Source organism: Caulobacter sp. GW821-FHT09B11, from assembly GCF_059418205.1.
Window position 1 is genome coordinate 81361 of record NZ_JBWKPK010000014.1, and the last position, 21592, is coordinate 102952.

Genomic DNA, 21592 nt, shown 5'->3' on the forward strand with positions numbered 1-21592 from the left:
GCCTTCTATGTCTATCCGTGACGCAGACTTCTCCCGCCGGGCCCTGCTGGCCGCTGGAGCCGCTGGGGCCGCCGCCGCGGCCGCTGCTCCGGTCGCCGCCCCCGCCATGGCCGCGGGGGCGGGCGACTTCCCCAAGGGCTTCCTCTGGGGCGCGGCCACCGCCGGCCACCAGGTGGAAGGCAACAACGTCAACAGCGACACCTGGCTGTTGGAGCAGCTGAAGCCCAGCCCGTTCATGGAGCCGTCGGGCGACGCCTGCGACCACTATCACCGCTACGAGGCCGACATCGCCCTGCTGGCGAAGCTGGGTTTGAACACCTACCGCTTCTCGCTGGAATGGGCGCGGATCGAGCCGGCCAAGGGCCAGTTCTCGGCCGCCGAGCTGGAGCACTATCGCCGGGTCGCCCAGACCTGCCGCAAGCACGGCGTCACGCCGCTGATCACCTTCAACCACTTCGTCGTGCCGCGCTGGTTCGCGGCCCAGGGCGGCTGGGAGAACCCGGAAAGTCCGGCCCTGTTCGCGCGCTACTGCGCCTATGCGGTCAAGGGCGTGGGCGACCTGGCCGGCGGGGCCGCCACCTTCAACGAGCCCAATATCGGCCTGCTGCTGCAGTGGATTTTGCCGCCGTTCATCCTCGACCAGATGAAGCAGGCGATGGTCGACGCGGCCAAGGCCTGCGGCACGCCGCTTTTCTCCAGCGCCCAGTTCGGTCGCCAGGACGTGATGCTGCCCAACCTGATCGAGGCCCACAAGCAGGGCTACGCCGCCATCAAGGCCGGTCCCGGCGACTTCCCGGTCGGCGCCACCCTGGCGATGTTGGACGACCAGGCCGTGGGCGAGAACAGCCGGCGCGACGAGAAGCGGGCCCAGTGCTATGATCCCTGGCTGGAGGCCATCAAGCAGACCGGCGACTTCGTCGGCGTGCAGACCTACAGTCGCGCGCTGATCGACGCCAAGGGCCAGATGCAGCCGCCGCAGGGCGTCGAGCTGACCCAGACCGGCGAGGAGTTCTCGCCCCAGGCCCTGGGCCAGACCGTGCGCTACGCCCACGCCCTCTCGGGCAAGCCGATCTATGTCACCGAGAACGGCGTCGCGATCGAGGACGACACGCGTCGCGTGGCCTATATCAAGATCGCGCTGCAAGGCCTCAAGGCGGCGATGGACGACGGGATCCCGGTGAAGGGCTACGTCCATTGGTCGCTGCTGGACAATTTCGAGTGGGTGTTCGGCTACGGGCCGAAATTCGGCATCGTTGCGGTGGACCGCGCCACCCAGGCCCGCACGCCCAAGCCCAGCGCCGTGCTGCTGGGCCAGATCGCCCGCGCCAACCGGATCTGAGGCCATGAAGAACGCTCTCATCGCGGGCCTCATCGGCGGCGTCATCGGCGCGGTGATCAGCGCCGCCGTCGGCTACGTCGTCCCGCTGCCGCCGCACGCGGCCGCCAACGCCTTCGGCAACGGGATCAGCGGCTTGTTCAGCGGCTTCTTCGGCGGCTTCATGGCCCTGCTGGTCGAGGGCCTGAAGGCCCGTCGCGCCGCTTCTGGCCTGAAGTCCGCCTGATCTGATCTTTGTTCGGGCGGCCGGCGCCGGCCGCCCCTGGAGTACACGCCCATGACCCTGGCTCGACGCCTGATCGCCGGAGCGGCCCTGGCCGCCATGCTCGCCGGATCGCCGGCCCTGGCTCGGCAGGAAGAGCTTGCGAAGAGCTTCGTCGATCCGCCCAACACGGCCCGGCCGCGCGTCTGGTGGCACTGGATGAGCGGCAACGTCACCCAGGACGGCATCGACAAGGACCTGGCCTGGATGAAGCGCATCGGCCTGGCCGGGGTGCAGAACTTCGACGCCGGCTTCAACGACGGCGGCTTCTTCGACACCCCGCACATCGTCGACAAGCGCCTGGTGTTCATGACGCCGGAGTGGCGGGCGGCGTTCAAGCACGCCGTCCAAACGGCCGACGCCGACGGCTTCGAGTTCGCCATCGCCGGCTCGCCCGGCTGGAGCGAGACCGGCGGTCCTTGGGTCAGACCCGAACAGGCGATGAAGAAGCTGGTCTGGAGCGAGACGATCGTCGAGGGCGGGCGCAAGCTCGACAAGCCCCTGGCCGCGCCGCCGTCGGTGAGCGGTCCGTTCCTGGGCGTGCCGGGCGGCGGCTCGGCGATGGCGGCGATCAAAGGGGAGCTGCCGACCTATTATCGTGACGCGGCCGTGGTCGCCTACCGCCTGCCGGCGGCCGAGCAGGCGCCTGTCGCGCCGGCCAGGATCACCGCCAGCAATCCCATCAATGTCGCCCTGCTGACCGACGGCGACCTGGTGCGCCAGGTCGAACTGCGCTTCGCACCCGACAAGGAGACCTGGATCCAGGTTGAATACGCCAAGCCCCAGACCCTGCGGGCGCTGCGGCTGGTGGCCGCCCATGCCGGCGGCTTCGGCGAGTTCGGGGCCACGGCGCCCGAGGGCCGTATCGAGGCCAGCGACGACGGCAAGGCCTTCCGTCCGATCGTCAAGCTGCCGGTCCACGGCGCCTTGCAGCAGACCGTAGCCTTCCCGGCGACGACGGCGCGCTACTTCCGGGTCGTCTTCCTGCCGCGGCCGTCCAACCCGGCCCTGGCCATGGCCGGGCTGAAGGACCCGACCAGCCACCAGATCGCCGAGCTGGCCTTCGAGGCCGGCGCGCGGGTGCACCGCTTCGAGGACAAGGCCGGCTGGTCGTCGGCCGGCGGCCTGGACGAGGATCCGACGCCCCAGGCCTCGGCCGACACCATCGTGCATCGCGCCGACGTCGTCGACCTGACCGATCGTCTGAAATCCGACGGGACCCTGGACTGGACGCCGCCGGCCGGCCGCTGGGAGGTGCTGCGCTACGGCTATTCGCTGACCGGCCGCCAGAACAGCCCGGCCTCGGCCGAAGGCACCGGGCTGGAGGTCGACAAGCTCAGCCGCGAGCACGTCACCGCCTATGCCGACACCTATCTGGACCTCTACCGGCAGACCGTCGGCCCCGAGCTGATGGGCAAGCGCGGCGTCCAGGCGATGATCACCGACAGCTGGGAGGCCGGCTCGGCCAACTGGACCGAGAAGATGCTGGCCCAGTTCCAGGCCCGGCGCGGCTATGACCCCCGGCCCTGGCTGCCGGTGCTGAGCGGCCGGGTGGTCGAGAGCGCCGCGGCCAGCGACGCCTTCCTGTGGGATTTCCGCAAGACCATCGGCGACCTGATCGCCGACGAACATTACGGCGCGCTGTCGGACGCCCTGCATGCGCGGGGCATGAAGCGCTACGGTGAGTCCCACGAGACCGGCCGCGCCTTCGTCGGCGACGGCATGCAGGTCAAGAAGAGCGCCGACGTGCCGATGGGCGCGACCTGGACCGAGGTGCCGGTCACCAACGATCCCTTCAGCTACGACGCCGATATCCGCGAGAGCGCGTCGGTGGCCCACCTCTACGGCCAGAACCTGGTGGCGGCGGAGTCGTTCACCAGCGCCAGCAGCCCCTTCGGCTACGACCCGGCCAAGCTGAAGCCGACCGCCGACGCGATGATGGCCAACGGCCTCAACCGCTTCATCATCCACACCTCGGTGCATCAGCCGCTCGACACGGCTGGACCCGGCATGACCCTGGCCATCTTCGGCCAGTGGTTCACCCGCAAGGAGACCTGGGCCGAGCAGGCGGGGCCGTGGATCGACTATCTGTCGCGCAGCTCGCTGCTGCTGCAGCAGGGCCGCTTCGCCGCAGACGTCGCTTGGTTCTACGGCGAGGACGGCAACATCACCGAGCTCTACGGCAAGGCCATGCCGAAGATCCCGGCCGGCCACGCCTACGACTTCGTTAACGGCGACGCCCTGGTGAATCTGGTCGAGGCCCAGGACGGCCAGGTCGCCACGCCTTCGGGCATGCGCTACCGGGTGCTGGCCATCGATCCGTCGGTGCGCCGCATGACCGTTCCCGTCCTGCGCAAGCTGGCGGCCCTGAAGGCGGCCGGCGTGCCGATCGTCGGCGTCCGCCCCGACGCCACGCCCAGCCTGTCGGACGATCCGGCCGAGTTCCAGCGCCTGGCCGACCAGGTCTTCGCGGGCGTGAGCGCCGACCTCGGCGCGGCCCTGGCGGGGATCGGTCCGGACGCCGACGACGGCGGCGCGGGCCTGCGCTTCGTGCACCGCCAGTTGCCGGACGGCGACCTCTACTTCGTCAGCAACCCAGGTGAAGCCAAGACCGCCGAGGTCAGCTTCCGGGCCAGCGGCCGCGAAGCCGAAATCTGGCGGGCCGACACCGGCTCGATCACGCCGGCCAGTTACAAGACCGTCGGCGGCCGCACAACCGTGCCGCTGGCGCTGAACGCCCACGACGCCGTGTTCGTGGTGTTCCGCAAGGCTGGACCGCCTGAACGCACAGTCCCGGCCAAGGTCCGCACCGTGGCCGCCACCATCGATGGCGGCTGGACGCTGAGCTTCCCGCAAGGCCCGACCTTGAAGGACGTCAAGCCCGGCTCCTGGACCGAGAATGCGGATCCGGCCGTGCGCTACTTCTCCGGAACGGCCGCCTATACCACCACCTTCAAGGCTCCGAAGGCGAGGAAGGGGGCTCGCGTCGTGCTCGACCTGGGCGCGGTCAAGAACCTGGCCAGCGTCAGCGTCAACGGCAAGGACCTGGGCGTGCTGTGGAAGGCGCCGTTCGAGATCGACGTCACCGACGCCCTGAAGGCCGGCGACAACAGGCTGGAGGTCAAGGTCGTCAACCTGTGGCCCAACCGCCTGATCGGCGACAAGCAGCCGGGCTACGCCGGCGCCAAGACCTTCGCCACCTTCGATCCCTATCCGCCGCAGGCGCCGCTTTCGCCGTCGGGTCTCCTCGAACCCGCCAGGCTGATCGTGGAGCGCCAGGAGTAGTCATGGGCAATCCGCTTCTCGGGCTCGTCTTCCACTGGCTGGGCGGGCTGTCCTCGGCCAGCTTCTACGTGCCCTACAAGGGCGTGCGGAAGTGGTCGTGGGAGATCTTCTGGCTGACCGGCGGCATCGTCAGCTGGCTGATCGCGCCGTGGCTGTTCGCCAGCCTGCAGACCAAGGACCTGCTGGCCGTGCTGGCCGCCACACCGCGCGCGACGCTGTTCTGGTGCTGGCTGTTTGGGGCCCTGTGGGGCCTGGGCGGCCTGACCTTCGGCCTGACCATGCGGTATCTGGGCCTCTCGCTGGGCATGGCCGTGGCCCTGGGCCTGACGACCGCCTTCGGCACGCTGGTGCCGCCGCTGTTCGACGGCACCTTCGCCGACAAGCTGCTGGCCAACACCAGCGGCCGGGTGATCCTGGCCGGCGTCGTCGTCACCCTGCTGGGCATCGTGCTGGTGGCCCTGGCCGGCAAGGCCAAGGAGGCCGAGCTGTCGCACGAGGCCAAGACCGCCGCCGTCGGCGAGTTCGACCTCAGGAAGGGCCTGGCGGTCGCGGTGTTCTCCGGGATCATGAGCGCCTGCTTCGCCTTCGGCCTGGCCGCCGGCGAGCCGATCCGCAGGCTGTCGCTGGAACACGGCACGGGCGTGCTGTGGCAAGGCCTGCCGGTGCTGTGCGTGGTGCTGCTGGGCGGTCTCTCGACCAATCTGGTCTGGTGCGGCGGGCTGATCCTCAAGAACCGCAGCGCCGGCGAATGGCTCGGGCGAGGGCAGGGCGCCGGCGCGCCGCTGGCCCTCAACTTCGGCCTCTGCGCCCTGGGCGGCCTAGCCTGGTACCTGCAGTTCTTCTTCTACACGATGGGGGAGAGCCAGATGGGCCGGTTCGGCTTCTCCAGCTGGACCCTGCACATGGCCAGCATCATCATCTTCTCGACGCTGTGGGGCTTCGCCCTGAAGGAGTGGGCGCCGGCCAGCAAGCGGACGCGCGGCCTGGTGGTGATGGGCATCGCCGTACTGGTGGCCTCGACCGTCGTCATCGGTATCGGCAACGCGCTGGCGGGGTAGGATGACCTGATGACCGACAGCGCCCAGAAGCTCTCCCAGACCCTGCATCGCGGCCTCGACATCCTCGAGGCCGTGGCCGCCGGCTGCGCCAGTCCGGCGCAGATCGCCGAGCGGCTGTCGCTGAGCCGCAGCACGACCTACCGGCTGGCGGCCCTGCTGGCCGAGCGCGGTCATCTGGACGTCGGCGGCCAGGGCTACAAGCTGGGACCGCGCATGTTCGCCCTGGGCGCCAGCGCCGCGCGCGCGGTCGATTTGCCCAGGCTCGCCCAGCCGATCCTCGAAGGCCTAACCCGCGACACCGGCGACGCGGCCAATCTGGGCGTGCGCGACGGCGAGGAGGTGATCTATGTCGCCCAGTCGCCCGGCACGCGCCGGCTGGTCGTCCGCCACGGCGTCGGCGCGCGCAACCAGCTTCGCCAGACGGCCATGGGCCAGGCGCTGATGCTCGACGGCAGCGACGAGGCCGGCGAGACGCCCGAATGGGCCGCCGTCATGCGCCAGGCGCGGACCCGGGGTCTGGGCTTCCACCGCGACGAGTTCGGCGACGCCATCGTCTGCATCGCGGCCCCCGTGCGCGACGCCGCCGGCGCGATCGTCGCGGCCATCAGCCTGTCGACCATCCCACAATATCTCGACGACGAACGCCTGGAGCGCCTTAGGACCCAGGTCCGCGAAGCCGGCCAGGCCCTGAGTCGCAGGATCGGCGGCGAATAGGGCTCCCCTTGGCGAGTTTTCGGACGCCGCCGCCCTGGCGAAAGCCTAGGGCGTTTCAATGATTGATTTTTGACTGCAAAATTATGGTGACGGCTGAGACGTTATCCGTAATGCATCCTGCATGACGTCTTTTCATTGCTAAGGCCGAGTTATTGACGCGAGGCTGAACTAGGCAGATCGGTAACCGCTGTTTCGCTTCGCGTAGGCGTCTCGCGTTTCATGAATGTCTCAACGGCGACAGGGGAGGCGGAGGACCGCATCCCGGAAAGCCGCCGCGAACTTCAGGTATCCGCGCCAACGCTTCCTGCGCCGACCCTGGACCCGCCAACCCCGTCTCCCCCGTCGACGTTGTGATCGAGGCCTTCCTTTGGATCGCGCGGACGGGCCTTGCGGCTCCCGCGCGAAGCGTTCGGGAGCCAGTCATGGCCGACATAGACATCACCGCACCAGGCAGTACGACCACGGTCAACGGCGTGATCATCACCTACGGAAGCCCAATCGGATCGGGCACCGGCCTCTACGCCCCGTTCCTCGCCATCGGCGACAACGACGGCAACGAGAACGGCTTCAACACCGACGCCAGCGGCGTGCTGAACACCAACGCCGCCAAGACCAGCAGCCTGACCTTCAACCAGATCCCCATCCGGGTGATCGACGGCGTGCAGTACCTGGAATTCCGGCTCGACCTCAATGAGACCAACGCCAATCCGCTGACCGCGCTCAACGCGATGAAGATCTACTATTCGTCCGCCCCGGCGACGGGCGCGGACTATGTCGCCGGCACGCAGGAACTCGACGCCGACTTCACCAAGATCTTCGATCTCGACGCCGGCGGCGACAAGACGCTGCTGATGGACGCCCACTCCTCGGGCAGCGGCAACGACGACTACGTCTTCTACGTGCCGGTCTCCCTGTTCGGCGGCGCCGACCTGAGCACGGCCTACATCACCATGTACGCCGAGTTCGGCCGGCCGGGCACGGCCTACGGCGCCGACGACGGCTTCGAGGAGTTCAACACCGAGCAGGCCGCCATCATCAGCGGCGTCAAGTTCCTCGACGCCGACGGCGACGGGGTCAAGGACGCGGGCGAGGCCGGCCTGTCGGGCTGGACGATCTTCGTCGACGACAACAAGAACGGCGTGCTGGACGCGGGCGAACGCTCGACGGTCACCGGCGCCGACGGCTCGTTCCAGATCGGCGGCCTGCCGATATCGCTGGGTACGGTCCAGGTCGACGAGGTGCTGAAGGACGGCTGGAGCCAGACCACCGGCGCCTTCGAGACCGTCACCCTGAGCGCGGCCACCACCTACAATGTCGAGATCGGCAACCAGCCGATCCCGCCGCATGTCGACGTGGTCAAGACGGCAGGAACCCGCACCGACGGCGACGGCAACGGCGATGACGCGGGCGACACCCAGCTCTTCAATTTCACGGTCACCAACACCGGCACGATCAACCTGCTGAACGTCACCCTGACGGATGACAACGGCACGCCCGGAAACACGGCCGACGACATCCCCGTGACGCTCACGGGCCTCACCGACCGCGACGGCGACGGCCAGGCCGACGACCTCGCGCCCGGAGCGGCGGCCACCGGCAGCCTGCTCCACGTCTTCAGCCAGGCCGAGATCGAGGCCGCCGGCTACACCAACACCGGTACGGCCACGGGCGTCTCGGCCAGCGGCCTGACGGCGTCGGACACCGATCCCGAGACCGTCGCCCTGACCCGCAATCCCGCGCTCAACATCACCAAGGACGCCAGCGTCCCCGGCGGTACGGCCGACGCGGCCGGCGAGCAGATCAGCTACGTCATCACCGTCGCCAACACCGGCAACGTGATGCTGGACGGCGTCACCGTCACCGACCCCTACGCCGACGCCGGCTCGATCGTGCGCGGCGCCGATGTGGTTGGCGACAATGACGGCCTGCTGGAGGTCGGCGAAACCTGGGGCTACACGGCCAAGCACACCGTGACCCAAGCCGAGATCGACTCCAACGGCGGCGGCGACGGCGCTCTGGAGAACACGGCCACCGCTGACTCCAACCAGACCGGTCCCGATACCGACGACGCCAGTGTCCCGGTCGATCGTCGGCCCAGCCTCAACATCGTCAAGGACGCCACCGTCCCCGGCGGCACGGCCGACGCGGCCGGTGAACAGATCAGCTATGTCATCACGGTCGCCAACACCGGCAACACCACGCTGGACGGCGTCACCGTCACCGATCCCTACGCCGACGCCGGATCCCTGGTCCGCGGCGCCGACGTGGTTGGCGACAATGACGGCCTCCTGGAAGTCGGCGAAACCTGGGGCTACACGGCCAAGCACACCGTGACCCAGGCTGAGCTGGACTCCAACGGCGGCGGCGACGGGCAACTGGAGAACACGGCCACCGCCGACTCCAACCAGACCGGCCCGGACACCGACGACGCCAGCGTCCCAGTCGCCCCCCGACCCAGTCTGAACATCGCCAAGGACGCCACCGTGCCTGGAGGCACGGCCGACGCGGCCGGTGAGCAGATCAGCTATGTCATCACGGTCGCCAACACCGGCAACACGACGCTGGACGGCGTCACCGTCACCGACCCCTACGCCGATGTCGGATCCCTGATCCGCGGCGCTGACGTCTCCGGCGACAATGACGGCCTGCTGGAGGTCGGTGAGACCTGGGGCTACACCGCCAAGCACACCGTCACCCAAGCCGAGATCGACTCCAACGGCAGTGGAGACGGACAGCTGGAGAACACAGCCACCGCCGACTCCAACCAGACCGGCCCCGACACCGACGACGCCACCGTGCCCGTCGATCGTCGGCCCAGCCTCAACATCGTCAAGGACGCCACCGTCCCCGGCGGCACGGCCGATGCGGCCGGTGAGCAGATCAGCTACGTCATCATCGTCGCCAACACCGGCAACACGACGCTGGACGGCGTGACGGTGACGGACCCCTACGCCGATGTCGGATCCCTGGTCCGCGGCGCCGATGTCTCGGGCGACAACGACGGCCTGCTCGAAGTCGGTGAAACCTGGGGCTACACGGCCAAGCACACTGTCACCCAAGGAGAGCTCGACTCCAACGGCGGCGGCGACGGACAGCTGGAGAATACGGCCACCGCCGACTCCAACCAGACCGGTCCCGACACCGACGACGCCACCGTGCCCGTGCAGCAGAAGGCGAGCATCGACATCGAGAAGTACGTCTCGATCGATGGCGGCGCGACCTGGAACGACGCGGACAATCCGATGGGGCCGATCGCCACCTCCGGCGCCAACATCATGTTCAAGTTCGTGGTCGCCAACACCGGCAACGTCACCCTGACCAACGCCTCGGTGACCGACTCCGTGTTCGACCTGAACGGCGCGGCGGCAGGCACGGCGCGGACGCTGGGAACCCTGGGGGTCGGCGCCAGCACCGAGTTCCAGATTTCCGCGCCCTGGACCGCCGGCCAGCACGTCAACGACGCCACCGCTTCGGGCAGCTATTCCGGCGGTCCGGTCAGCGACCATGACCTGGCCTACTACTACGGCCTGATCGACTGCGTCGGCACGCGCACCCCGGGCTTCTGGCTGTCGCCCAACGGCCTGACCTTCTGGGACGGCACGGTGGGCAACGAAACCAAGTCCGGCCCGGACTTCCCGAACGGCGAACTGCTGGCCTTCAACAACGGCATCACCGACGGCCCCGACCCGGGCAGCAGCAACAAGGAAGAGCGCTACATCCTGCTGGGCGACTACAACGGCAACGGCGTCACCGACGCCGGCGAGGACACCCTGAAGATGTCCCTGGCGATGGCTCTCAAGGTCATCGACGCCTCGCAGAAGCCGTCGCAGGACGCGCGCTATGTCCTGGGTCGCGACGTCATCGCCGCCTGGCTGAACTTCGAGGCCGGCAACGGCGCTGGCGGGGCGCTCGATCCAAACAGCCCGACCTACAAGATGAACAAGGCCATCGACTGGCTGCAGCAATACGCCGACGCCAACCATGACGGCGTGGCCGACTTCAACGGTCTGGCGATCAAGCAGAACAGCGCGGCCTGGCAGGGCTCCGGCTCGGCGTTGCACACGGCGCTCGACGAGTACAACAACCACGGCACGATCAATGGCGTGGCCTATTCGTGCAGCGCCGACGACCACCTGTTCGTGACCATGCTGACCCGCTTCCACGAGGACGCCCTCGCATGAGCGGCCGGGGCGGCGAGGGCAGGGCGGGAGGCTCGGGGCGGCGCGCCCTTCCCGAGCCGCTGGCCGGCGCCTTGAAGACCTGCCGGCGGCACCTGCTGATCGCCGCCGGCTTCAGCGCCCTGGTCAACATCCTCTACCTGGCGCCGACCCTCTACATGCTGCAGATCTACGACAGGGTCCTGCCCACCGGCGGGCTCCTGTCGTTGACGTTTCTGACCGTGGCGGTCGTCTTCGCCCTGGCCACCCTGGCCCTGCTGGACAGCCTTCGCCAGCGCATCCTCGTGCGCATGGGCCTGCGCCTCGACCGCCAGTTGGCGCCCGAGGTGCTGACCCGGCTGACCGGGGGCCTGGCCCCCGACGCCGGGCCGCGACTGCGCCAGGCCATGCGCGAGTTCGACGCCTTCCGCAACGTCGTCTCGGGTCCGGCGTCCACGGCGATGCTCGACGCGCCCTGGACCCCGATCTACCTGATGCTCTGCTTCATCCTGCACCCGCTGCTGGGCGTCATATCGGTGATCGGGGCGGGGGTCCTGCTGCTGCTCGCGATCCTCAACGAGCAGGCCACGCGCGCCAAGCTCGAAGCCTTGAACGAGGCCTCGGCCGGGGCCTACGCCACGCAGGAAGCGATCACCAGCCAGGGCGGACTGGTCAAGGCGCTGGGCATGCGCGAGCCCCTGATCGTGCGCCAGTTGCTGGATCGTCGCGCCGCCGTGGGCCTGCAGGCCGACGCCCAGTTCACCGGCGGCGTCTATACCGGCCTAATCCGCTTCCTGAGGCTGACGCTGCAGTCCCTGGCGCTGGGGACCGGCGCCTGGCTGGCGGTGCGCCACGAGATCTCGGCCGGCGGCGTGATCGCCGCCTCGATCCTGCTGAGCCGCAGCCTGGCGCCCGTGGAGCAGATCGTTGGGGCCTGGAAGAGCGTGATCCAGGCGCGCGACGGCCTGCGCACCCTGGTGGAGCTTTTCGAGCGCGCCCCGGCCGCGCCGATCCGCACGCGCCTGCCCGAGCCCAAGGGCCGGCTGCGGGCCGAGCAGGCCGGCGTCCGCGCCGCCGACGGCGCGGGCATGATCCTGCGCGGCGTCTCCTTCGACCTCAATCCCGGCGAGATCATCGGCGTCGTCGGCCCCAGCGGCGCGGGCAAGACCACCCTGGCCAGGGTGCTGGTCGGCGCCCTCACGCCCGACCAGGGTTGCGTGCGCATCGACGGCGCGGACCTTTCCGACTGGCAGTCCGAGCGCCTGGCCGCCCACATCGGCTATCTGCCGCAGAACTGCGGCCTGTTCGCCGGCACGGTGAAGGAGAACATCGCCCGCTTCGCCAGCATCACCGAGACCGACCCGCGCGAGATCGACGAGCGGGCGGTGGCGGCGGCGACTGCGGCCGGCGCGCACGAGATGATCCTGCGCCTGCCCCAGGCCTACGACACGCCGCTGGGACCGGGCGGGGCGGGGGTGTCGGCCGGCCAGGCCCAGCGCCTGGCCCTGGCCCGGGCGCTCTATGGCGGACCGCAGGTGTTCGTCCTCGACGAGCCCAACTCCAATCTCGACTTCGAGGGCGAGACGGCGCTGGAGCATGCGATCGCGGCCCAGAAGGCGAGGGGGGCGGCCCTGGTGGTCATCGCCCATCGCCTCAACATCCTGGGCGTGGCCGACAAGCTGCTGGTGCTGCGCGACGGCGCCATGGACCTCTACGGCCCGCGCCGCGAGGTGCTGCAGGCCCTGGAGGCCCGGGTCGCCGGACTGCCCCGGCCGGCCAACGCGCCCCCCGATCTGCGGGTCACCGGGGGCGCGCCATGACCGCTTCGCTCACCATCAGAAAGGCCGGGGCGCTGATCACGGTCGACGCCTACAAGGAAGACGGCCCCAGCGACGGGACCCATTGGGAGCTCCGCGTCGGCCTGGCCGCCGCCGGCCTGTTCTTTGTCGGCTTCATGGGCTGGGCGGCCTTCGCGCCGCTCGACGCGGGGGCCTATGCGCAGGGCGTCGTCGTGGTCTCCGGCAGTCGCCAGGCGGTGCAGCATCGCGAGGGCGGGGTGATCTCGGCGCTGCGGGTGCAGGAGGGCGACAAGGTCCGCCAGGGCCAGGTGCTGCTTGAGCTGAACGTCCAGGAGGTGCGGGCCCAGGAACGGGCGCTGGCCGCCCGGGTCTTCGCGGTCGAGGCGCGCAGGGCCCGGCTGATCGCCCAGCGCGACGGCCTGGCCGAGCCCGTCACGCCGGTCGCCTTCGCCGCTTTGCCGGCCGAGGACCAGACGCTGGCCGACGAGGCCATGGGCCTGGAGCGCCGCCAGCTCGCCGCCCAGCGCGCGGCCCTGGCCTCCAGGCGCGGCGTGCTGGGCGAACGGGCCAGCCAGTTGGCCGAGCAGATCAACGGCTATAATCGCCAGCTGGCCGCGAACCGCGAGCAGCAGCGGCTGATCGGCGAGGAGCTGGATGGCATGCGCAAGCTGGCCGCCCAGGGCTATGCGCCGCTGACGCGGGTGAGGGCGCTCGAACGGGCCGCGGCCGACCTCGTGGGAACCGACGGCGCCTATCGCGCCCAGGCCGCCAGCGCCCGCGAGGGCATCGGCGAGACCCGCATGCAGGCCCTGCAAGGCGACCGCGAGCACATGGACGAGGTGATCACCGACCTGCGCCAGTCGGAGATCGAGCTCAACGACCTCAAGCCAAGGCTCACGGCGGCGCGCGACCAGCTGTCGCGCGGCATGGTCCGCGCGCCGGCCTCGGGTCAGGTAGTGGGGCTCAAGGTGTTCACGGTCGGCGGCGTGGCCGCGCCGGGCGATGTCCTGATGGAGATCGTGCCGCAGCGCGCGCCGCTGGTCATCGAGGCCCGGGTGTCGCCGAACGACGCCGACGACATCCATGTCGGCCAGACCGCCGATGTGCGGCTGACGGCGTTCCACGACCAGCATCTGCCGCTGCTGCAAGGCACGGTGACCAAGCTCTCGGCCGACGGCTTCACCGACGACAAGACCGGCGCGCGCTACTTCCGGGCCGAGGTCGCGGTGCCGCCGGAAGAACTGGCCGCGCTCAGGCAGCCGGGCCGGGAACCGCCCGCGCTGAAGGCGGGCTTGCCGGTCGAGGTCGTGGCGCCGCTGCGCAAGCGCACGGCGCTGCAGTACCTGCTGGAGCCGCTGCAACAGCGGCTGTTCAGGAGTTTCCGGGAGCAGTGAGGACGGCGGGCGTTTCGCGCCCGCATCGAAAGGGGAGGGCGGCGCCGCTCGACCAACGATCGATGAACGCCGTCTCGCGCCGCGGCTGTCCGTCGCGCGGTTTTTCCGCTACGCCGTCAATGAGGTTGGAGACGGCAGCGGATGGCGACGACGCGGCGCAGGATCGGCGATCTTCTTGTGGCGCGGGGCCTGATCTCGGAACGCGACCGGGCGGCGGCTCTGACGCTGCAGCAGGAGATCGGCGGCCTGCTGGGACAATTGCTGACCCGGATCGGCGCGTTGTCGGAAGGCGACCTGCTGCGCACCCTCGCCGAGCAACTGGACATTCCCGTGCTGCGCGACGACGAGCGCCCGGCGGCGGCCGAGATCGCGGCCCTGTTCGCCGAGGTCCGCGCGCCGACCGCCTGGTGGATCGATCGCGGCGCCGTCGCCTGGCGAACGGACGAGAGCGTGATCTGCGCCGCCGCCCAGCCCCTGGATCCTGCCCTGCGCGAGCGCATGGAGCAGGCGTTCGCGGGGCCGATCGCCTATCGGCTCGCCGCACGCGCCGAGATCGCCGCCATGCTGGCCGACCTGGCCCGAGGCGCGCACGAGACGGTCGAGGCCGGCGGCCCGGGCGAGGCCGCCAGGCTGCGCGAGCTGGCTCAGGAGACCCCGGTCGTCGAGTTCGTCAACGGCCTGTTCGCCGAAGCCCTGGCGCGCCGGGCCTCCGACGTCCACCTCGAGCCGTTCGAGAACCGCTTCGTGGTCCGGCTGCGGATCGACGGCCTGCTGACCACCGTCCGCACGGGCGCACGGGCCGAGTTCGACGCCGTCTGCTCGCGCATCAAGCTGCTGTCGGGCATGGACATCGGCGAGCGCCGCCTGCCGCAGGACGGGCGCCAGTCGATCCGCGCGGCGGGCCAGGAGCTGGACCTGCGGGTCTCGACCCTGCCGTCGGCCTGGGGCGAGTCGGTAGTGCTGCGCCTGCTGGGCAAATCGCACCGCCTGCCGCAGCTGGCCGAGCTGGGCCTGGGCGAGGCGCAGGCCGCAGACCTGCTGAGCTTGATCGCCAAGCCGAACGGGGTGGTGCTGGTCTCGGGTCCGACCGGTTCGGGCAAGACCACGACCATCTATCGCCTGCTCAGCCATCTCAACGACCGGCGCAAGATCGTCACTGTCGAGGATCCGATCGAGTTCGACCTGCCCGGCGTGGTGCAGGTGCGGGCCCGGACCGACATCGGGCTGAGCTTCGCGGCCGGACTGCGCGCCATTCTCCGGCAGGACCCCGACGTGATCATGGTCGGCGAAATCCGCGATCCCGAGACCGCCCGCATCGCCGTCCAGGCCGCCCTGACCGGGCATCTGGTGATCTCGACCGTCCACACCAACACCGCCCTGGGCGCCGTGACGCGTCTGGCCGACCTGGGCGTCGAGGACTTTCTGCTGGCGGACGTGCTGCGCGGACTGGTCGGGCAAAGGCTGGTGCGTCGCCTCTGCCCGCACTGCTCGCGGCCCAGCACGGCGGCCGAGGCCAAGGTCCACGAGCGTGAGGCCGGCGGGCCGGGGCAGGGCGCCTGGCGCGAGCCCGTCGGCTGCGAGGCCTGCGGCGGCGCGGGCTATCTGGGCCGGCTGGGCCTCTACGAGATCGTCCGCTGCGATCCCGCGCTGGAGACCCAGATCCGCGCCCGCGCGGCGCCGGACGCGCTGGAACGGACCGCCCGCGCCAACGGCTTTTCCAGCCTTCGTGAGGACGGCTACGGCAAGGCGCGCGCCGGCTTGACGACCCTGGCCGAGGTGAGGCGGGGCGTCGGTGCGGCCGACGAGCCGGCGGCGGCGGAGCGCGAGGCGTGAGCGCGTCCGAGGCGCCTGGCGAGGCCTTCCGCTACCGCGCGGTCGACCGGGAGGGGCGGATGGTCAGCGACGTCGTCCGCGCCGAGGACCCGGGCGCGGCCCTGCGCCGCCTGACCGCCGAGGGCCTGACCGTGACCGAGTTGAAGGCCGCGCCCGCCGCGTCCGGCGGGGCGGACCGCGACCTGCGCCTCGCCGAGCGCGTGCTGGTCATGCGGCAGCTGGCGATCATGCGTCGCGCCGGGGTGCCGTTGCTGGAGGCGCTGGAGACCGTGGCGTCGGGGTTGCAGTCGGTGCGCGGGCGGGCCCAGTTCGCGGCGGTCGGCCGGGCCCTCAGGCAGGGCGAGCCGTTCGCCGACGGCCTGGCCGCGCATGCGCCGGGGTTTCCGCCCTACGTCTACGCCATGGTGCGGGTCGGCGAGGCGTCGGGGCGCGGCGCAGAAGTGCTGGCCGACGCCGCCGACCAGATGGCCTACGAGGACCGCCTGCGCCGCGACATCGTCAACGCCCTGACCTATCCCGCCTTCCTGGCCTTCGCGGGGGCCGCGGCGGTGACGTTCATCTTCGTCGAGATCGTGCCGCGCTTCGCGACGATGATCGGCCCCGAGCGGCCGCAGACGCCCTGGATCTCGAAGGCCGTGCTGGCCGTCGGCGCCTTCGTCAACACCCACGCGGCCTTGCTGGGCGCGGGACTGGCGCTGGTGGCGATCGCCGCGGCCCTGACCGCCACGCGACCGGCGGGGCGGGCGTTTCTGTACCGGACCGCCCGTGGCGCGCCGCTGATCGGCGGGGTGCTGAGAGCGCGGGAGATAAGCCTGTGGGCGCGGTTGCTGGGCCTGGCCCTCGGCAACGGCGTCGGCCTGCTGCCGGCCGCCGCCCTGGCCCGGGCGGGCGCCCCGCCCGGCGACTTCACCGAGGGGCTGGAGAAGGCCGAGGACGATCTGCGCGCCGGCCAGTCGCTGGACGCCGCCCTGCGTCGCCACACCCGGCTCACGGCCATGGACCTGAGCCTGCTGCGCGCCGGCCAGCGCTCGGGAAGCCTGCCGGCGATGTTCGGCTACATGGCCGACGCCCACGACGAGCGGCTGAGGGACGACGTCAAGCGGATCACGGCCCTGATCGAACCCCTGGCCGTGGCGGTGATCGCCGGCGTGGTCGGGGTCGTGGCCCTGGCCTTGGTCATGGCCTTGGCCAGCGTCTACGAGACCGTCTATTGAGCGCCGGCCTCGAGGCCTGGCTCTCGGCGGGCGTTCTCCTGGTCGTGGCGATGGTCGCGAGCCTTGTCCCGGGCCGTCTGATGCGCGAGGCGCTGGACGGCGGCTGGACCCAGGGCGACGCCTGGCGGCTGGTCGCGACGGCGTTTCTGGTCGGCCTGCTGGTGCTGGCGGGATTGTGGATGACGGCCCCCGGGCGCGATGGCGCGACGGTCGCCACCCTGGCGGTCTGCGGCGTTCTGCTGACGGCGGTGCTGGTGCTGGACGCCAAGGCCCTGGTCGTGGCCGACCTGCACGTCTTCGCGTTGCTGTTTCTCGCCTTCGTCGGTCCGCTGGCGCCGCCGTGGCGCGAGGCCTTTGCGGGCGCAGCCGTCGGCGGCGGGCTGCTGTGGGTGGTGCGCTGGGCGTTTCGCCGGGCTCGCGACGTCGAGGGGCTGGGCCTGGGCGACGTCAAGCTGATGACCGCGCTGGGCGCGCTGACCGGACCCCAGCGCGTGCTGTGGGTGATCGTGGCCGGCGCGCTGCTGGGCCTGGCCTGGGGCCTGGTCCGAAGCCGGCGCCGCAAGGCGGGCGAGGGCGGCGGGGCCGTCGTCGTGCCCCTGGCCGCGGCCGCGGCCCTGCCTGCCCTGGCCGTGCTGCTTCTGGGCGCGTTGCGGCCATGAGCGCTCGTCTTCGCACGGCCGGCTTCAGCCTGGTGGAGGCGCTGATCGCCCTGATCGTGGCCGCCCTGGTGCTGATGGCGATCTTCGAACTGCAGCGTCAGCTGTCGCGCGACCAGGCCCGCTACGAGCAGGCGACCGCCGCAGCGGACCGCCGCCGCAACGCCCTGGTCCTGCTGCGCGACCTCAATCCCACCGAACGGCCGGTCGGGGCCGCGCCGCTGAGCGGCGGCCGATGGGTGCGCTGGACCGCCGCGCCCCTGACCCCGGCCCGGCCCAATCGCGACTATCCGACGGGGCAGGGATCCTACGAGATGCGGCTCTGGCGGCTGGACGTGCGCATCGAAACCGCCCAGGGGCGGGCGATCGACGCCTTCCAGCTGGATCGGCTGGGCTGGCGGGCCGTCAGCGGACCGGGTCCGGGCGCGCCTTCGACAGGTCCAGCCCGCCCCTGAACGGCGTCAGGGTGTAGGACCAGCCGCGTCCCACCCGGAAGGCCGCGTCCATCTCGCCGCCATAGCGGCCGGCCCAGCGGTTCATCTCGTCGGCGTCGCGCAGGATGTAGGGCGTGACCAGCATCACCAGCTCTGTCTTGCCGCCGTTCAGGGTGTCGGCGCGGAACGCCGTGCCCAGCACCGGAATGTCCTTCAGGAACGGCACGCCGGTGTTGCCCTTGGTGTAGCTGTCGTCGATCAGCCCGCCCAGCACCGCCGTCGCCCCCTCGGCCAGCGACAGCTGGGTGGTGATGTTGCGGTTGAGGATCAGCGGGCTGCCGATGGCGGCGTTGGGATTGGCCTGCTGGCTGGAGACCTCCTGGCTGATCTCCAGGTCGACGCGGTCGTCGCCGTAGACGATCGGCCGGATCTGCAGGATCACGCCGGTTTGCCGGTACTGGATGGTCTGCAGGATGTCGGTGCTGCCGCCGGTCGTGGTCGAGCTGTTGGCGCGCGAGGTGATGATCGGCACGTCGGTGCCGACCTGGATCCTTGCCGCGCCGCCGCTGCGCGCCACCAGCCGCGGTCGCGACAGGATGTTGACCTTGTTGTTCGAGGCGAAGGCGTTGAACGCCGCGCGCACGTCCGTGCCGTTGAAGGTCAGGCTGAGCCCCCCGGTCGACAGGCCGAGATTCCCCAGCGTGCCGCCGCTGGTCGTCCCGTTCGAGCCGGAATGGGTGAAGAACCACTCCAGGCCCAGGCGGGTCTCGTCGGTCAGGGTCACCTCGGCGATGGTCACCTCGACCAGCACCTCCCGGGCCGGCGTGTCGAGGCTGGCCAGCAGGCCGCGCAGCTGGGTGAACTCGTCGGCTTGCCCCGTGAACAGGATGCGGTTGCCGCCCTGGTCGACGATGATCCGGCCGTTCATGAACGCTGCTCCGCCGCCGCTTCCGGCCAGCAGGGAGGAGGCGGCGGGCGCGCCCGCATTGTTCAGGGCCGCGGTCATCGCCGGCGGCGCTCCCGGCGCGCCGGGGGGCGAGGAAGGCAGGGCGCCGATGCTCCCGGCGCCGCTGGTTCCGACCATGGCCGCCAGGGACTGAGCGTCGGTGTTGCGGACCTGGTAGATGAAGGTCGACGGCCGGTCGCCGATCGCCGTGGGCTGGTCCAGCCTGGCGGCCCAGACCCGCGCCCGCTCCAGCACGGCCGGGTCTCGGGCGAAGACCAGCACCGTGTTGGCGGCTCCGAACGGGACCACCAGCATCGAGCGGGGCGCGCCGGGCGCATCGGCGCCGGCGGCGAAACCTTCGCCTTCCAGGCTGTCCGACAGCGAACGGGCCAGGCTCTCGGCCGACCAGTAGACGGGCTCGATGCGGAACACCCCGACGCCGGAAAAGCGCGGCTGGTCCAGTTGCAGCAGGGTCTGCTGCACGGCCGCCACGTCGCGCGCGCCGCCGTTCAGGGTGACGGTGTTGGCGGCCGGATCGGTGGTGAACTGCACGCGCCGGGCCTGGGGCAGGACCGCCTGGGTCAGGGTCGTCAGCGCATCGACGGCGATCGACTGCACGGGCACGAACTGGGTGACGGGCCGGGCCGATTCCGGCGTGTCCGAGGCGGGCCGCCCGCGAAGCGCCATGGACGGCGAGGCCGCGCCGGCGGCGGGCAGGGCGTTGATCACGCCCTGGCGCAGCTCCAGGCGCACGCCGTAGGTTTTCAGCGCCGCCTCGGTCAGCCGGAAGAACGCTCGGCGGCTCATGCCCGGCGCGCCGCGCAGGGTGACGACGTCGGTGCGGCTCGCCACCTCCGGCGCCATCACGAAGGGCAGGCCCAGCAGGTCGCCCAGCGCCGTGTTGATCAGCTGCGGCAAGGGCTGGGGCGGCAGGGAGACGTTGATCGCGCCGGGCGAGACCAGGCCCTCCAGGACCTCGTCGGTCACCGCCCCGCCCGTCGGGACGCCGCCGGTCGCGGCGTCGGCCGAAAGCGGCAGGTCCAGGCCGCGCGGCGCGGTCGCGGACGGCTTGTCGCCGGTCGCGGCCTGCAGCGCGGCGTCGCCGTGCAGCACGGTGCGCATCGATTGATAGGAGGCGCAGGAGGCCAGCAGCATCGAGACGGCCGCTCCGGCCGTCGTCTTCAGGCCGGCTTTGGTCTTCAAGCCGACTCTAGTCTTCAAGAAGGTGCTCAAAGCTCGGACTTGCTCCCCGCTGTCCCATAGAAGGGCACGCGCCGCGTCTGGCGTCCAGACCGCAGCACGGCCTCGCTGGAGCTCAACGCCTCCAGCCGCCAACGGCCTTCGAAGATGTCGCCCGGCCGCAAGAGGCGCGTCGCGCGCCCCTCCTGCGACGGATCCAGGACCAGGGCGGCCAAGCCGGCCGGACCTTGATCGACGACGGCGGTCAACCGGCTGCGGAAGACGAGCGCCACGTCCGGCGGCGGAGGAGGCGGGGGAGGCGGTGGCGGCGGGACGGCCGACGCTTCGGGAGGTGGAAGCGGATCGCCCTGCATCTCGGCCGGGTTCAGGTCGGGTCCGGCGCCGCCGTGCGCGATCACGTCGATCTGGAGATCGTTCAGGGCCGCGAGCGTGGTCTCGTTGGGACTGACCAGCAGGCCCGAGGTCGCCGCGCGCGGAAACCGGCTGAGCCCCAGCGGCTCCACCGGCAGGCCGGGCGCGCGGTAGCCCACCAGGAAGGCGGTCAGCATCGCGAAGATCAGGGCGATCGCGGCGGGACTGGTCATGAAGGCCGCCCGGTCCCGACGTCGATGGGAAACAGCAGCGACAGGCGGTAGCTGGCCGCGTCCGTGTCGCCGATCTCCAGCCGCTGCACGACCATCGCGCGCCGATCTTCGGCCAGGTTGCGCAGGAGGGCGGCGAAAGGCGCGGCGACGTAGGGACCGCTGACTTCGACCCGCACCAGGGGCAGGGCGGGGTCGCCTTCCAGGTCCGGGGCGACCTGGATCTCCAGCTCGGGCGCGCCGGCCCGATCGGCGGCCGCGGCGATGGCCTGCTCGAGCTGGATGCGCGCCAGCCAGACGTTGCGGTCGCGCGTGCTCCAGTCGGACAGGGCGGCCAGCTGGGCGCGCTGGGCCCCGTCGAGGCCGCCGCGAGCGGCATGGCGGACCTGGCGGGTCAGCAGCAGGTCGGCCTGGGCGGCGGCGTAGCGCTCGCGCTGGTCCTGGCTCCACCCCAAAGCGGAAAAGGCCCCGACGGCCAGGGCCAGCACCACGGCCAGCACCGCCAGCCGACGTTCGCGGTCGCTCAGGCGGGCCAGGGCGCTTCGAAACCAGCCCGCCAGGTCCGCGCCGAACGGATCGATCGCGCGTGCGGTCTTGCCCTCTGCACCCAAACCTCGACCTCCCGTCAGTGCGCCCGTAAGAATGTATAGTCCGCTCAAGGCCGTGGGCGAGCCGGAATTGCGCGGACGCGAACAGCAACCGGCGGGTGCGAGATGGGAGAGC

The 21592-nt window shown here is 70.9% G+C and carries 15 protein-coding genes; 12 read left to right on the forward strand and 3 right to left on the reverse strand.

Annotation, left to right across the window (positions count from 1 at the left end):
* Positions 1-7 precede the first annotated feature (7 nt).
* From AC07N1_RS12320 to AC07N1_RS12375, 12 genes are all read left to right on the forward strand, one after another.
* Entirely contained in the window at positions 8-1339 is a 1332-nt protein-coding gene (locus AC07N1_RS12320; RefSeq protein WP_494672084.1) for a glycoside hydrolase family 1 protein, read from the forward strand.
* A gap of 4 nt (positions 1340-1343) precedes the next feature.
* Positions 1344-1562: a hypothetical protein gene (locus tag AC07N1_RS12325; protein ID WP_494672085.1), complete on the forward strand. Its 219-nt coding sequence runs from the start codon at positions 1344-1346 to the stop codon at positions 1560-1562.
* Positions 1563-1613: 51 nt separating this feature from the next.
* Positions 1614-4883, forward strand: coding sequence for a glycosyl hydrolase (locus tag AC07N1_RS12330; RefSeq protein WP_494672086.1), 3270 nt, complete (start codon positions 1614-1616; stop codon positions 4881-4883).
* Positions 4884-4885: 2 nt separating this feature from the next.
* Positions 4886-5941 (forward strand): L-rhamnose/proton symporter RhaT, encoded by a 1056-nt coding sequence (gene rhaT / locus AC07N1_RS12335; RefSeq protein ID WP_494672087.1) that lies wholly within the window; start codon positions 4886-4888, stop codon positions 5939-5941.
* A gap of 9 nt (positions 5942-5950) precedes the next feature.
* Positions 5951-6655, forward strand: coding sequence for an IclR family transcriptional regulator (locus AC07N1_RS12340; RefSeq protein WP_494672088.1), 705 nt, complete (start codon positions 5951-5953; stop codon positions 6653-6655).
* 422 nt (positions 6656-7077) lie between these two features.
* On the forward strand, positions 7078-10836 hold the full coding sequence (locus AC07N1_RS12345; RefSeq protein WP_494672089.1) for a beta strand repeat-containing protein: 3759 nt from the start codon (positions 7078-7080) through the stop codon (positions 10834-10836).
* Positions 10833-12632 (forward strand): type I secretion system permease/ATPase, encoded by a 1800-nt coding sequence (locus AC07N1_RS12350; protein WP_494672090.1) that lies wholly within the window; start codon positions 10833-10835, stop codon positions 12630-12632. The genes AC07N1_RS12345 and AC07N1_RS12350 overlap by 4 nt, the downstream gene beginning before the upstream one ends.
* Positions 12629-14005, forward strand: a complete 1377-nt coding sequence (locus AC07N1_RS12355) for an HlyD family type I secretion periplasmic adaptor subunit (protein ID WP_494672091.1) — start codon at positions 12629-12631, stop codon at positions 14003-14005. The genes AC07N1_RS12350 and AC07N1_RS12355 overlap by 4 nt, the downstream gene beginning before the upstream one ends.
* Positions 14006-14146: 141 nt before the next feature.
* Positions 14147-15838: a GspE/PulE family protein gene (locus AC07N1_RS12360; RefSeq protein ID WP_494672092.1), complete on the forward strand. Its 1692-nt coding sequence runs from the start codon at positions 14147-14149 to the stop codon at positions 15836-15838.
* Complete coding sequence (locus tag AC07N1_RS12365) at positions 15835-17052, forward strand: type II secretion system F family protein (RefSeq protein ID WP_494672093.1); 1218 nt, start codon at positions 15835-15837, stop codon at positions 17050-17052. Before AC07N1_RS12360 ends, AC07N1_RS12365 begins: the two co-directional genes overlap by 4 nt.
* Complete coding sequence (locus AC07N1_RS12370; RefSeq protein WP_494672094.1) at positions 17049-17711, forward strand: prepilin peptidase; 663 nt, start codon at positions 17049-17051, stop codon at positions 17709-17711. The genes AC07N1_RS12365 and AC07N1_RS12370 overlap by 4 nt, the downstream gene beginning before the upstream one ends.
* Positions 17708-18163, forward strand: coding sequence for a type IV pilus modification PilV family protein (locus AC07N1_RS12375; protein ID WP_494672095.1), 456 nt, complete (start codon positions 17708-17710; stop codon positions 18161-18163). Before AC07N1_RS12370 ends, AC07N1_RS12375 begins: the two co-directional genes overlap by 4 nt.
* Here the strand turns inward: AC07N1_RS12375 and AC07N1_RS12380 are convergent.
* The 3 genes from AC07N1_RS12380 to AC07N1_RS12390 are packed head-to-tail and all read right to left on the reverse strand — an operon-like array spanning position 18114 to position 21480.
* A complete protein-coding gene (locus AC07N1_RS12380) occupies positions 18114-20291 on the reverse strand; it encodes a secretin GspD/PilQ domain-containing protein (RefSeq protein WP_494672096.1) in 2178 nt (725 codons plus the stop codon). The genes AC07N1_RS12375 and AC07N1_RS12380 overlap by 50 nt on opposite strands.
* Before the next feature lie 26 nt (positions 20292-20317).
* Positions 20318-20872 (reverse strand): hypothetical protein, encoded by a 555-nt coding sequence (locus AC07N1_RS12385; RefSeq protein WP_494672097.1) that lies wholly within the window; start codon positions 20870-20872, stop codon positions 20318-20320.
* The gene (locus tag AC07N1_RS12390) at positions 20869-21480 is read right to left on the reverse strand and encodes a hypothetical protein (protein ID WP_494672098.1); all 612 of its coding nucleotides are present in this window, start codon (positions 21478-21480) and stop codon (positions 20869-20871) included. The genes AC07N1_RS12385 and AC07N1_RS12390 overlap by 4 nt, the downstream gene beginning before the upstream one ends.
* Between the last annotated feature and the right edge of the window lie 112 nt (positions 21481-21592).